This window comes from Treponema zioleckii (assembly GCF_014737315.1).
GTDB lineage: Bacteria > Spirochaetota > Spirochaetia > Treponematales > Treponemataceae > Treponema_D > Treponema_D zioleckii.
The window spans coordinates 1-13,890 of record NZ_JPUF01000084.1 but is presented as its reverse complement, the minus strand read 5'-3'; the positions used below and the strand labels follow the sequence as shown (position 1 = coordinate 13,890).

Sequence of the window (13,890 nt, the reverse complement as noted above, 5' to 3'; positions counted from 1 at the left end):
GGGATGTAATCTCCCAAAGCAGGGGCTGTGCTAATCCACATGCAGTTTTTATACTAAATTACAATTCTTAAATGAGTATTAACAATATAAAACTTGGTTGATTCAATTCTGCAGAACTTAACTGGATTGCCACCGATTTTCGCAGATTCCGAAACACAGGAGGTCGCCGTAGCAACTATATTGCGCAGAGGGCGGAATTACACTGGATTTTTCAAAAAAAACACGCCGAGTTTTACCCAAAAACATACGGAGAATTTTTTAAAACACGCCGAGTTTTCCCCCAAAACACGCCGAGAATTTTTTAAAACTCCGTATGTTTTTTTGTTGAAGGCATGACTGGCGAACGCAATTCTCAATTTTTCGTGGGAAGCCTGCGGCGAGAACGGACTTGCCACCGATTTGCATGGATTCCGAATCAAGTTCGGAATGACAGTACCGCTAAGGAGAGTTTGTCTAAAAACTTGCGTCATGCCGAATTTATTTCGGCATCTATACTGCATTTTGTATGAAGGACTTCGAAGTAGGTTCGGAATGGCAACGGTCACACCTGACTGTACAGGACGGTCTCACCAGACTGTCTAGGATGGTCACACAAGCCTAGCTAGGACGGTCACACAAGCCTAGCTAGGATGGTCTCACAAGCCTAGCCAGGATGGTCACACAAACCTAGCCAGGATGGTCTCACTGTTCTAGCTAGGTCGGTCACTCAAACCTAGCTAGGATGATTGCTCCAACCTAGCTAGAATGATCACGCTTCCCTTGCCATTCATGCGGAACAGCTTCAGAACTGAGTTTTACTTCTGAAGAGAAAGTTCAATTAAAAGTACTAACTACATCTTGAAGGGCTTCAAAAAGGGCGTTCATGCCGTCGTGAGTGGTCAATGGGCCAAAACTGAATCGCACGGCTGTATCCTGAACGTCGCGAGACGCATTCATTGCGGCAAGAACCGGCCTCTCCTGCTTTTTCGTTGAGCAAGCACTTCCTGTTGAAATCGAAATGCCCTTTGCATCGAGCGCACGAACCATAACGTTTCCTGGGATTCCGTGAAAAGCCGCCTGAACGACCCACGGAGAAAATTTTTCCTGCACGGAATCATCTTCAAGGTTTGCACGAATTTCTGGAACAATCGAACAACCTTTGAGACCTTTTATTTTGCCCAAAAACTCTTTCGTCCAGTTTTTTTGTTCTTCAAAACGCTCAAGATTAGAATCATCGCGCAAATAGTATTTTTCAAGAACTTTGCTGAAGGCGACGGCTCCAAAAAGATTTTCGGTTCCGCTCCGAATATTCTGCTCCTGCCCGCCGCCTACAAGAAAACTCCTGAATTCTTTTGACGCGTATAAAATACCGATTCCGCGCGGACCGCAAATTTTATGCGCGCTCAAAGCGGCACTGTCAATTCCGGGGTGCGAAAGATTTAGCGGCACTTTTCCAGCCGCCTGAACGCAGTCCACATGAAAGTGCGGACGTCGCTTTCCTTGCGTAAGCTCGGTAATTTTGTCGGCAATCTTGTAAATCGGCTGAACACAGCCGGTCTCGTTGTTCACAGCCATTACAGTCACAAAAAGAGTGTCGCCGGTAAGTTTTTCAGCAACAGCGTCTGGAGAGACAAAACCGTTTTTGTCGGGATTCACGCTAACAACGTCAAAGCCGAGCATTTTTAATTTGGCACACTCCTCGCGCAACGCAGGGTGCTCAATTCCGCTCAGAATCACACGGCCCTTTGTGGATTTATTCAAAACCGAAAGAAGCGGCAAGTGGTCGCTTTCGGTTCCGCCGGACGTAAAGAAAATCTGATTTTTTTTGACTCCAAGTGACTTTGCACAAAATTCACGGGCATTTTCCAGAACGGTGCGCGCCTGTAAGCCGACTTTGTGGGCGGAAGACGGATTCGCGTAGTTCAAAAGAGAAATTTCGAGCGATTCACGTAAGATTTCTGGATCAGCAGGGCTGGTCGCAGCCCAGTCAAAATATAAATTGCAATCAGTTTGTGACAATTTTCTACCTCAAAACATCAAGAACGTCTTCTTTTTGAACTTCGGTAATCACAGTCTCACAAATTTGCGACTGCAAGACGAACCGAACTTTTGAAGACGAATTCTTTTTATCTTTCATCATTGCGTTAAAAATCATGGAAGCTATTTCGCTTGGATTCTGAACTTTGTTTTTTAGAACAGGATGAACAGGCTCAACGCACCAACCGAACGAAGAGAGCATGTTTTTTACTCGCTCAGTGTACTCGGACGTGCAAAGCCCGATTTTTTTTGAAAGCTCCGCAGCACGGCCCATTCCCCAGGCAACAGCATCGCCATGAGTTATTACGCCAAGCCCCGCACAAGTTTCGAGCGCATGCCCAAAAGTGTGACCGAGATTCAACTGCATTCTAATATTTTTTTCGGTCAAATCCTGCTCAACAACGCGGGCCTTTGATCCCACACTGATTTTTATTGCCTCTTCAACAAGCGGATTTTTTTTGTCGGTAAGAATTTCTGGATAAGATTCAAGCTTTTCAAAAAGTTCTTTTGAATACAAAAGCGCAGTCTTTACGACCTCCGCCATGCCAGAACGATACTCAAAATCTGGCAAAGTCTGAATGAACGACGGACAAATATGAATTTTTTGAGCCGGAAAGAACGAACCAATCATGTTTTTGTAAGCGTCAAAATCGCAGCCAGTCTTTCCGCCAACAGCAGCGTCAACCATCGAGAGAAGAGTCGTCGGAACAAGCTCGCAGTGCGCTCCGCGCTTAAAAATTGATGCCGCAAACGCCGTCATGTCTGTAATTACGCCACCGCCGATTCCGACGAAAACCGCCGAACGCTGTGCATTGTTGTCCAAAGCGGCTTTTACGATTTGAAGAACGCTTTCGATTGTCTTAAAAGGTTCGCCAGCACCCAAAATCGCAAGAACGTCTTTTCCGTTCGTGCCAACAAAACCGTTTTCGATTTTTGCACGTGAATAATTCTCGCCCCTAAAGTTGTCGATAAATCCGCTCAAAGCAGGAAGCGAACCTACAGTTGTGTCGGTAACAAAAATCCGCTGAGGAAGATTCTCGCTTCCTTCTGGATAAAAAATTGATTTTAAATCTGGTTCTCCAGAATAAAAACGGATAAAAGTCCTGTCTGTTCCAGGATGCACCGGGGGATAAGCAATTATTTTTTCTTCAAAATTCATAAAGCCACGTCCTTTTTTTGATGATTCATGCTAGCCGAATTCAAGACTTTTTTCTACTAGCAGAATTTCTGAGAGAAAAGTCGCGATGATTTTAGATTGTAAACCAATATTAATAAAATCAGGTTGACAATCTAAAATCAGATTTATAAACTTGTTTCCGTTCGATTTTAGAGGTGGATTGTGTTTAGCATAAAAATGCGCTCAAGTTTGGGCGGTAAAAATGGCAACGGAGGAAAGCATATTTCCGGTGCGGAACGGATTGTTCAGGAATGCGACGTGGAAAAAACTGTGCTGTCCCTCCTTGAGCGAGCAAGAAGTCATCAGCGGGGAAAAGCTGATTTTATAAATGTGAAGATTCAGGAAATCAGCGAGGAGCAAGCAGCCCGCACAAAACTACTTTCTGTTTATTCGCATAAAAGTGCCACAAAAGACGAAGGAAGGCTTTTTGCCCGAAAAGAGCTTGTAAGAATCGGTGTGACTCCCAAAGCCGTTGAAAAAGCTTTTTTGGCTTTGGAAAGTCTTTCTGATTCAATGCGTGGCGCAATGATTCTGGATTCTGTTACGGGCGAACGGCTTGACGTTTTTGGCGAGCGCGGGGTGCGCTGTTCCAACATGGACGTGGCTTTAAGCAACAATTACGAAGAAAAGCTTTCTGCCCTCGGACTTTCTGGCGAGCACGTGCGGGAAGCTTTGGTTCTGGCTTCAAAAGTGGCTTCTTGCAAAGGAAGCGTTGCGGAACTTTGCTGGTCGGATGACCCGGATTATGTTACAGGCTACGTCGCCTCTCCAAAATTCGGCTACTGCAGGATTTCTGTTATGAAGGAACTGGGAGATTTTATTGGCGGAAGAGTATTTTTCGTTGCGCCTGGAACAAATGTGGAAAGCTATATCGATTATCTTCAAAACAAAGTTGTGCTGGTGGAAGTATGAGCAAAAATCTATTTATAACTGGAACAGGAACCGACATTGGAAAGACTTTTGTGTCGGCTCTTATCGTTAAAAAACTGGCCTCAAAAGCAAAAGCCGGCTATTACAAAGCCGCAATGAGCGGAAATCTCCGTGACAAAAACGGAAATCTAATTCCCGGCGATGCAAAATTCGTAAAAGAAATTTCTGGAATAGAGCAGAGCCTTGAATCAATGTGCCCTTATGTTTATGAAAATGCCTATTCGCCACATTTGGCTTCGAGAGTCGAGGGAAATCCGGTTTCAATGGATGTGGTTAAGAGCGGATTTTTAGCTTTGCAAAGCGAATTTGATTATTTGACGATGGAAGGAAGCGGCGGAATTCTTTGTCCAATTGACTATGACAAAGAGGGAAAAAGACCAGTTCTTTTTTTGGAAGATATAATCCGAAATCTCGCTCTCAATTCAATAATCGTGGCGGACGCGGGACTTGGAACAATCAACTCCCTTGTTCTTACGGCAAATTACATGGCAGCAAAAAATCTTGGCATAAAAGGAATCATTTTTAACCACTTTCACAAAGGAAACATTATGCAGGAAGACAACATTTACATGTGCGAGAAGATGACAGGGCTAAAAACGCTTGCTTTGGTTAGTGATGGAGACAACGATTTGGCCATGGATTTTGAGACATTGGCAGGACTTTACGAATGAAAATTTCAAGAATCAACGAAAATCTTCTTGCTATAAAAAAAAGCGAAAATTTTCGCTCCATAAATGATTTGAGAATGCTTTCTGCAACACGCGGAATCGATGGGCAGGGAAAAGAATACGTTGTTTTTTCATCAAACAATTATCTTGGGCTTACCCACGAAAAATCCGTAATGGACGCGGCAAGAGCTGCCGTTAGTTTTGGAACAGGCTCCACTGGCTCAAGGCTTACAAGCGGCGCTTCTTTTGAGCTTTCACTTCTTGAAAAAAACATCGCAGACTTTAAGCACACAGAGTCAGCCCTTGTATTCAACACAGGTTACATGACAAATCTGGGAGTCCTTTATGCGCTTGCAGACAAATCTTCTGTAATTTTTTCAGACCGACTGAATCATGCTTCAATAATTGACGGATGCAGAATATCCGGTGCGAAGATTTTAATTTACGAGCACAACGACATGAATCATCTTGAAAAACTCTTGGAACAAACGCCCGTTCCAGCTGACGGACAGCGTTTCGTAGTGACGGACGGAGTTTTTAGCATGGACGGAGACATAGTTGATTTGCCAAGTTTGCTGAATCTTAAAGCAAAACATGATTTTTGCCTAATTGTGGATGATGCCCATGCTCTGGGCGTAATCGGAAAAACTGGCAGAGGAACTGCCGAGCATTTTGGAATAAACGGCGGAATCGACGTGCAAATCGGAACTCTGAGCAAAGCCCTTGCATCCGAAGGTGGTTACGCGGCCTGCTCAAATGAAATCCGTGACTACCTTGTGAATAAAGCCCGCCCATTCATATTCTCAACTTCGCTTCCGCCGATGGTGGCCGCCGCCGCAAATCAGGCTTTGGCAGTGCTTTCGGATTCTTCTAAGGGGAACGCTCTTATGGAAAAACTGCGGGAAAACACAAAACTCATGCGAAGCCTTCTGGAAAAAGCTGGTCTTCCAATCGTGCAGGGCTGCACACCAATAATTCCAATCCTCACAGGAAGCTCCCAAAAAGCCTTGAACTTTGCAAAACTTTGCCGCGAGAACGGAATTATGCTCAGTGCAATAAGGCCGCCTTCCGTTCCCGAAGGAACTTCCAGAATACGGCTTACCGTTACGGCGGCTCACTCACAAGAAGAAATAGAAAAATCAGCTTTAATAATGAAAGAAATCTGGAGGAAAATATGATTTGGTATCCATACGCGCAAATGAAAAATCTAAAAACGCCATATAAAATAATTGACGCGGAAGGCGTTTATCTTAAAACCAGCGACAAAAATCTGATAGATTCAATTTCTTCCTGGTGGTGCATGATTCACGGCTACAAGAACCAGGAACTGAACCAAGCCATGAAGAATCAGATTGACAAATTTTCCCACTGTATGCTGGCAGGACTCAGCCACGAACCTGTGGAAAAACTTTCCGAAAAACTTGAAAGCTATCTTCCGGGAGATTTGAACTATTACTTTTTTTCTGATTCAGGAAGCGTTGGCGTTGAAGTTGCACTAAAAATGGCAATGCAATTCAACAAAAACCGCGGACAAAACAGAAAAAAAATTCTTGCCTTAAAAAATGCCTACCACGGCGACACATTTATGACAATGGCAGTGGGTGATGATGAAGATTATCACAGTGCATTTCCTAAAAATCCAGACGTGATTCATATCCAGACCAAAATTCCAGACCTTGAAAAAGCTTTCTGCGATTTTGGAGAGCAGCTTTCATGCTTCATTGTGGAGCCTCTTTTGCAAGGTGCCGGCGGAATCAGAATGTATGATATTTCATTCTTAAAAAGGGCCAGGGAACTTTGCGACAAATACGATGTCGTTCTGATTTTTGACGAAGTTGCAACAGGATTTGGCCGAACTGGAAACAGGTTCGTGTCAGACTTGGTTCTGCCAGACATTCTGGTGCTCGGAAAAGCACTTACCGGAGGATATATAGGCCATGCGCTAACCGCCGCAAGCAAAAAAATCTTTGACGGTTTTTACGGCGACTCTCAGGATTTGGCTTTTATGCACGGCCCAACATTCATGGCAAATCCGGTAGCCTGCGCACTTGCCCTAAAGTCCATCGAGATTTTTGAGCGGGAAGACTACCTTTCTAAAATAAAGAAAATTGAAGAAATTGCAAAGCGTGAACTTTTGGGCTTTGAAGACCCTCGAATTGCCGACATTCGTGTAATGGGAGGCGCTTTCTGCATAGAAGTGAAAAAAAGCGAAACCCTCAAAGGATTCCCGGAATTTGCTTACAAGCGCGGAATCTTTGCCCGGCCATTTGTCCGTTACATGTACGGAATGGTTCCTTACATAATCACAGAAGAAGAACTTGTCCGCATAACAGACACAATGAAGGCGTGGTTCACGGAAAATTCCAGTCACTAATCACAGTTCAAATGATTAAGCCTGTTGAAGCCTCACTTCTGCAACAGGCTTTTTTGCGGATTAAAATTGTCGCTCAAAAAATCGACGACCATGCCGAGGGCACTTTCGGAGCTAAAACTAGCGTCTCCATGACCGACCCCCACGAGCGAGCATCTTACCGAACGAACTCCTTTTGAAAGAAGTGAATTATGCAAAATCACAGTCTGGCTTGGCGAAACAACTTTATCAGCAGTACCGTGCATAAAAAGGAACGGAACTTCATCTCCGCCAACGTAAGTGAGCGGATTTGAGTTCAGTGCGTTCTGCGCATTCTCAAAAATTCCGGTGCGACTTTCTTTGCCGTTCACAAACAAGGCTTCGCTGGCATTGTAAGCTCTGTGCTTTGATTTTGTCTCTTCATCAAAATCGTCCGCAATCCGCGTAAGGTCAGAATAACCGTAAAAATCCACCACGCACGTTATCATTGACGAATCCATGCAGGCAAAAAGTGATGCAAGATAACCGCCCGCCGACGTTCCAAAAAGGGCAACTTTCGTTGGGTTCGCGTTAAAATCCCTAAAATGCATCCGCAAAAACATTATCGCGTCAGAAATATCTTTTAACGAATCCGTGTAAATTCCGTTTTCGGCAGTATGATATTCCATACTCGCAACCACAAATCCGCTCTCGCAAAGATACTTGCGTTCATCGGCAAAGGAATTTATGTCACAATCCAAAAAATCCCCGCCAGGAACAAAAATCACGATTCCCTGCTTTTTTTGAGATTCAGGATGATAGAAGATTTTGAGTTTTAAGCTCACCCCGTTCTCGTCGGTTTTATAAATCAATTCTTTTTCGCTAAAAGTCGGCTTTGCCACACGTGCTTTTTTGTCGTTTTGCCAGTCAACCACAATGCTGCTCGAAGAATCCGCCTCAACGACAATCTGCTTTGCGACAATCAGTTCTCCGTCAAGAATCGGTCTTTCAGTCTCGGAAGAAGTCTCCTCCGCCTCTGTTATTGTCACCGTTTTTTCAGCTTCCCCAATAGACTCTTCCGCCGCCGGAGGAAGTTCTTCCGCAGTTACAAGTTCCTCACTCTCCAAGGCCGGAGGCAAAGTTTCTTCAGGCAAATCAGGAGAACTTTCTTCTATATAATTATCATTTTTTACAGACTCCTCCTGAACAGGCTGAACCTCCGTAGTTTTACACGAAAACAAAAGTGCCGTGCCGCACAAAATCAAAATAATCTTCTTCATAAAACAAGTTTATCGTATTTTGATTTTTAGGTCGAATGTCAACTTGCAAATGCAAAAATCTGCACTGCTGTCCGCGCCTCCACTACCAGCAATGCAGATTTTTGGTCTGGTTTTGCAACTTAAAATTATCTCGTTCAATTTTCCGTTTTCAAGTAGTTTGCGCAACGAGTTTTGCCTAGCCCGGATTGTAGTGGCGCGAAGCGTTGCGAAGCAATGTAGCCGAATGGCGGAACCACGGAAAGCCGGGAATGCGAGTGGATAAGTAGCGCCTGCAAGTCGTTGCGTGCTCGGTAAGTTTTCCTGCTCCTATGTTTTTATATCAATCTGTCCACATCTTAATTTGGTTGTGGTTTCGATAAACTCAACCACCGTGTGCTCAATCGCACCTTTTCACTTCATCTGTGCTCATCTGTGTGTATCTGTGTCTAAAACCTCTGGTTGCTGAGCGGAGTCGAAGCATCAATTTTCGTAACGGTTTATTAGCTTTAAAAAAATTTGTGTGTTAAACTGATAGCATAACTATCAATTCAAAAAAGGAGATTGGCATGTCAGATTTCCAAATCAAAGAAAAATTTTATCTTGACGGAAAACCATTCCAAATCATTTCGGGGTCAATTCATTACTTTCGCGTAGTTCCAGAATATTGGCAGGACAGACTTGAAAAACTCAAAAATATGGGTTGCAACACAGTCGAAACATACATTCCGTGGAATTTTCACGAACCCAAAAAAGGCGAGTTCAACTGGAGCGGAATGCACGATGTTGAAAAATTCATTCAGACAGCGCAATCGCTTGGTCTTTACGTCATTATAAGACCGTCTCCGTTCATTTGTGCCGAATGGGAAGCCGGCGGTCTTCCGGCATGGCTTTTTGCAGAAAAAGGAATGCGTCTTCGCTGCTCGTACAAGCCGTACCTTGACCACATAAAAGACTACTATAAAGTGCTCATTCCAAAACTTGTTCCATACCAGATTACGAACGGCGGAAAAATAATTCTCATGCAGATTGAGAACGAATACGGCTACTTCGGAAATGACAAAGCATATCTCCAGTTCCTTGCGGACACAATGCGAGAATTCGGCGTAACAGTTCCGCTCGTAACGTCAGACGGACCTTGGGGAGCTGCATTCAAAACGGGTCAGCTCAAAGGAATTCTGCCGACGGGAAACTTTGGTTCTGGCTGCGAAAAAAAATTCGCAATAATGAAGCCGCAAATGCAAGGAAATCAGCCTTTAATGTGCATGGAATTCTGGGCAGGCTGGTTTGACGCATGGGGAAACCGCATAAAAATGCGTTCAATTTTGAGCGTGAACAAAAAAGATTATGAATACACAATAAAAAACGGTCACAACATCAATATCTACATGTTCCACGGCGGAACTAACTTCGGCTTTATGAACGGAGCGAACTACTACGGAAAACTCACCCCGGACACGACGAGCTACGACTACGACGCGCCTTTGAGCGAGGACGGAAGCTTTACAAAAAAATATCAGGCTTTCCGTGAGATTGCAAAAAAATACGTAAACGTTCCAGATGTTGAATTCAGCACGAAAATCAAAAAAATCGCTTACGGCAAAATCGCCTACTCTCAGACAGCGGATTTGTTCCAAAATCTTGAACTAATTTCGCAAAAGAAAACTTCGCTCTCTCCAAAAAGCATGGAAGAAGCAGGCCAGAATTACGGCTACATTCTTTACAAAACAAAAATGGAAGAAGACGAAAAAGCCAACACTTTGATTTTTAAGCGATGCAACGACCGCGTTCACGGATTTTCAAACCAAAAGAAAGTCTTTACCGCATACGACAAAGAAATCTGCTCGGAAGGACACGGAACCTGGCCGCTCAGTTTTGTTGAAGGCAAAGTCTGGAAGCTTGGCGGAGAAACAGGAGCAGAACTTTCCTTCCTCGTAGAAAACATGGGCCGCGTAAATTTTGGGCACAAACTTGAAGACCAAACAAAAGGAATTACCGATGACGTTATAATCAACGGTCACAAGCATTTTGGCTGGGAAGAGTACACGCTCCCGCTCGACGAAGAACAGATGAACATTCTCAAAACAAAAGGAATCTGGGAAAGCAGACCAAAATCCGAAAATCCGGCTTTCTTCAGATTTGAATTTGACGCAGAAGAAACGGGAGACACGTTCCTCAAATTCAAAGGCTGGGGAAAAGGCTGTGCATTCGTAAACGGATTCAACATCGGACGATTCTGGAAAAAAGGCCCGCAGACAAAACTCTACATTCCTGCCCCGCTTTTAAAAAAAGGCAAGAACGAAATTATCATTTTTGAGACAGACGGTCTCCGTGGAGAAACAATAGAACTCTGCGACACTTCAAAATGGTAACGAACTCAAAAAAAATGGGCATTTTAAAAGTTGACTCAAAAAAGGTAAGCTTTTAGAGTCTTCCAAATAAAAGTGCCCATTCCGGTGTTTCCAAAAGTCACGCAATTCTGCTAAACTTACTTTCATGGGACAGCCAAAATTATTCAGTATTATCGATAAAGCAGTTTTTGATTATAAGATGATAGAAAAGGGAGACCGAATTCTAATCGGAGCTTCCGGCGGAAAAGATTCTACGGCACTCGTTGAATATTTTTCAAATCGTCTTAAACGCAAAGGTGCTGATTTTTCTTTTACGGCAATTCACATCGAAACAGACTTCGAAGCATGCACAATGAGTCCACGCTTACGGGAGCAGATGAGAGAATGGAACGTTGATACGTTAAATTATTTTGTGGATGTGGAAAATCGTGTAAAAGAGGGATTCAAAATGAGTTGCTACTGGTGCAGCCAACAACGCAGAAACGAACTTGTTCATTACGCCCTAAAACACGGCTACAACAAAATCGCACTCGGCCACCATTTGGACGACATTCTGGAAACACTTCTTATGAATGTGCTCCGAAAAGGTGAACTTTCTACAATGCCACCTCGACTGAACTACCAGAAGTACCCGCTTTCAATAATCCGTCCACTTTGCTATGCAGACGTAGAAACAATTAAGGAACATGCAGCCGCATCTGGTTACATAAGCACAACTTGCACATGTATGTATCAGGATAACTCCGGAAGAAAAGATGCCAGAGCAAGGTTACAGGCACTCACGAATGGGGACAGACGAGCAAAAGAAAAGATTTTTGAAGCGCTTCGGAATATAAATAAAGAATACCTTCCATAAATTCGATGCATTTAGATTCTAACCAGCTCAACGAATTTCAGCAAACGCAAGAATCTCGGTATCTCTAATTCGCTCGAATCTTCGAATCCAAAAATTAAATTAAATTAAATTGTATTTTCTTTGAATTTTGCTTTGTTCATGTTACAATTTTACTGATATGGCAAAGCAAAATTCTTGTGAATATATCAGGTTCAATTTCGAGTTTCACGACCAAATAAAAAATGCGGTAACGGGAAGAAAAGGGGAACGACAGCATTCTATGCATGGTTCATAAAAATTGTTTTGTCGTTCCTATCAGTTTTGCAAAGCAAAACTGAGTACGGCCTTTCTGAAGGTTCGCAAACGAGCGCAGTCGGATTCCTATTACCTTCAGCTTGGCGCAACAGACGAGCTTTTCTGGTAGTGGACGCATTTTTTTACACTGGCTTAAAAACTCGACATTCGACCTATCAGTCAAAAACTTTTCACACGGCATAAACAGCGCAAGCAAAATATAGCGAACATCGCACTTTGAGCGGAAAAGCTCATGGAAGTCGAAAAAATGAACTCGATAACACAAAATAGATTTTTTATGGCAGGCCGTAACAAGAAAAATCTAGCCATCTCAAAATTATGCAAGATTGTCTGTAACATTTTTGACTATTCTCCTGTTTTCGGAATTTGTAGAGATAAAAACAGTTCTCTCTGAATAGAAATTACGGATATTCACAATATGAAGATTAAAAAGCATTTTTCAGACCTAAAACTTTTTGGATTTTTAAGTTTCTCAATTGTCGTTACGGTGAGCATAATCATATCAATATCGCTCAAAGCCTTCGAAAAAGATTTTATAAAAACAACGAACACGGAACTTGCCCACATTACGCATGGAATCCAAGCGAACATGAATGCCTGGGGACAAACTTATCAAGCCAGCACAAAAATCATGGCAGAATCTCAAAAGCTCATCGAAGCCGTTGAGAAGAAAAATTTAGAATCAATTCAAAATCAACTCAGCCACTTAAAAAAAACATTTTTTTCAAACGCAATCTTAGTAACAGATAAAGATTTTAACATAATCTCAACGACAAGCCCGCAAGTGATGGTAGGAACAAAATTTCCTCTAGCAACGCTAAAAAGCGCACTCTTGGAACGACCGGTTCTAACTTACGCAACACTCGGCACACTTCCATTTTCTGAATTTTATGCCTCAGAAATAAGGAACGCAGACGGAAAAATAGTAGGCTATCTCATTCTTACTTATGATGTTACGACCGACAAATTTATAAACCTAATAAACGAATACGGTGTTGACTGCACAATTTTTAGGGGGGACGTAAGACAAGCCAGCACATTGCGCGGAGTTTTGGGAACAAAAATCAATAACCGCGAAATTGAAAAAACTGTTTTGAAGGACGGCAAAATGTTCATCGGACAGGTAGAAGTAAGAGGAACAGACTTTTACGCGGTTTATTCTCCTTTAAAAAATGCAGACGGAACAATCGCAGGAATGGTTTTCGTAGCACGGGAAATTAAAATCATAAAAACCGTGACAAACGGAATTTTAAAAGCAATAATCCCGATTTGCGTAATAACCGCAATAGTTGTCATAATTATTCTTTCGATTCAGTTAATGTTCGAACGCAAAAAACTCAAATCCCGCGTAAAGATTCTCGATTCAAAAGTAAACTGGGATGCACTAACCGGAGCAAATTCACGACAATTCGGCATTGAAGAACTTGAACACGGATATATAAATTTTATGCGCGGTCTGCCAAGCCCCGCAATAATGATGCTCGATGTTGATAATTTTAAGTCAGTGAATGACACTTACGGTCACGAAGCTGGCGACCAAGTGCTAAAGAAAATAATTGATACGATTTACGTAAATTGCCGTACAAACGACAAAATTATTCGTTGGGGCGGAGACGAATTCATCGGGATTTTTGACGGCATGAAGCCGGAAGTGATTCCGAATTTTGCAGAAAAATTATTGAATTCTGTGCAGAACACAAAATTCAATTTTGGCGGAAAAGAAACGAATGTTACGGTTTCGCTCGGTTTCTCGTATTTTTCAAAAAAAGACAAACAATCCGATGACGTTCTCTCCCGCGCGGATTTAGCTCTCTACAAATCAAAAGAAAACGGAAAGAATTCAAGTTGCATAAATTTGTAAAAAAAAGCAAAGAATAAGAAACTGAAAGTTGACAAAAAAATTGTCGGAACGGGAGCGAAAAAACGGCTTTTGTGAACGTTTGCAAGGTGAGCCGCTTTGCGGCATCAATAATTTTCCTTGCACCTTGCACCGCGTGAACAAAAACGTTTTTT

The 13,890-nt window shown here is 42.8% G+C and carries 10 protein-coding genes; 7 read left to right on the top strand and 3 right to left on the bottom strand.

The annotated features are described in order from the left end of the window. Positions 1 to 813 precede the first annotated feature (813 nt). Positions 814 to 1,998 carry a cysteine desulfurase family protein gene (locus JI65_RS15470; protein WP_191018066.1) on the bottom strand — a complete coding sequence of 395 codons (1,185 nt, stop codon included), beginning with the start codon at positions 1,996 to 1,998 and terminating at the stop codon, positions 814 to 816. A gap of 4 nt (positions 1,999 to 2,002) precedes the next feature. Further along, positions 2,003 to 3,175: a 3-dehydroquinate synthase gene (locus tag JI65_RS15465; RefSeq protein ID WP_191018065.1), complete on the bottom strand. Its 1,173-nt coding sequence runs from the start codon at positions 3,173 to 3,175 to the stop codon at positions 2,003 to 2,005. 180 nt (positions 3,176 to 3,355) lie between these two features. Here JI65_RS15465 and JI65_RS15460 point away from each other — a divergent pair, with 180 nt between their 5' ends. The 4 genes from JI65_RS15460 to bioA are packed head-to-tail and all read left to right on the top strand — an operon-like array spanning position 3,356 to position 7,165. Continuing rightward, positions 3,356 to 4,105, top strand: coding sequence for a 6-carboxyhexanoate--CoA ligase (locus tag JI65_RS15460; protein ID WP_242457273.1), 750 nt, complete (start codon positions 3,356 to 3,358; stop codon positions 4,103 to 4,105). Next, positions 4,102 to 4,794 carry a dethiobiotin synthase gene (gene bioD, locus JI65_RS15455; protein ID WP_191018064.1) on the top strand — a complete coding sequence of 231 codons (693 nt, stop codon included), beginning with the start codon at positions 4,102 to 4,104 and terminating at the stop codon, positions 4,792 to 4,794. The genes JI65_RS15460 and bioD overlap by 4 nt, the downstream gene beginning before the upstream one ends. After that, positions 4,791 to 5,969 (top strand): 8-amino-7-oxononanoate synthase, encoded by a 1,179-nt coding sequence (gene bioF, locus JI65_RS15450; protein WP_191018063.1) that lies wholly within the window; start codon positions 4,791 to 4,793, stop codon positions 5,967 to 5,969. The genes bioD and bioF overlap by 4 nt, the downstream gene beginning before the upstream one ends. After that, the gene (gene bioA, locus JI65_RS15445; RefSeq protein ID WP_191018062.1) at positions 5,966 to 7,165 is read left to right on the top strand and encodes an adenosylmethionine--8-amino-7-oxononanoate transaminase; all 1,200 of its coding nucleotides are present in this window, start codon (positions 5,966 to 5,968) and stop codon (positions 7,163 to 7,165) included. Before bioF ends, bioA begins: the two co-directional genes overlap by 4 nt. Positions 7,166 to 7,197: 32 nt before the next feature. Here the strand turns inward: bioA and JI65_RS15440 are convergent, their stop codons facing one another. Next, on the bottom strand, positions 7,198 to 8,400 hold the full coding sequence (locus JI65_RS15440; RefSeq protein WP_191018061.1) for an alpha/beta hydrolase: 1,203 nt from the start codon (positions 8,398 to 8,400) through the stop codon (positions 7,198 to 7,200). Positions 8,401 to 8,945: 545 nt separating this feature from the next. Here JI65_RS15440 and JI65_RS15435 point away from each other — a divergent pair. The 3 genes from JI65_RS15435 (at position 8,946) to JI65_RS15425 (ending at position 13,738) form a co-directional block, all read left to right on the top strand. Continuing rightward, a complete protein-coding gene (locus JI65_RS15435) occupies positions 8,946 to 10,748 on the top strand; it encodes a glycoside hydrolase family 35 protein (protein ID WP_191018060.1) in 1,803 nt (600 codons plus the stop codon). A gap of 124 nt (positions 10,749 to 10,872) precedes the next feature. Further along, a complete protein-coding gene (locus JI65_RS15430; RefSeq protein WP_191018059.1) occupies positions 10,873 to 11,583 on the top strand; it encodes a tRNA 2-thiocytidine biosynthesis TtcA family protein in 711 nt (236 codons plus the stop codon). 712 nt (positions 11,584 to 12,295) lie between these two features. Then, a complete protein-coding gene (locus JI65_RS15425) occupies positions 12,296 to 13,738 on the top strand; it encodes a diguanylate cyclase (RefSeq protein ID WP_191018058.1) in 1,443 nt (480 codons plus the stop codon). Positions 13,739 to 13,890 lie beyond the last annotated feature (152 nt).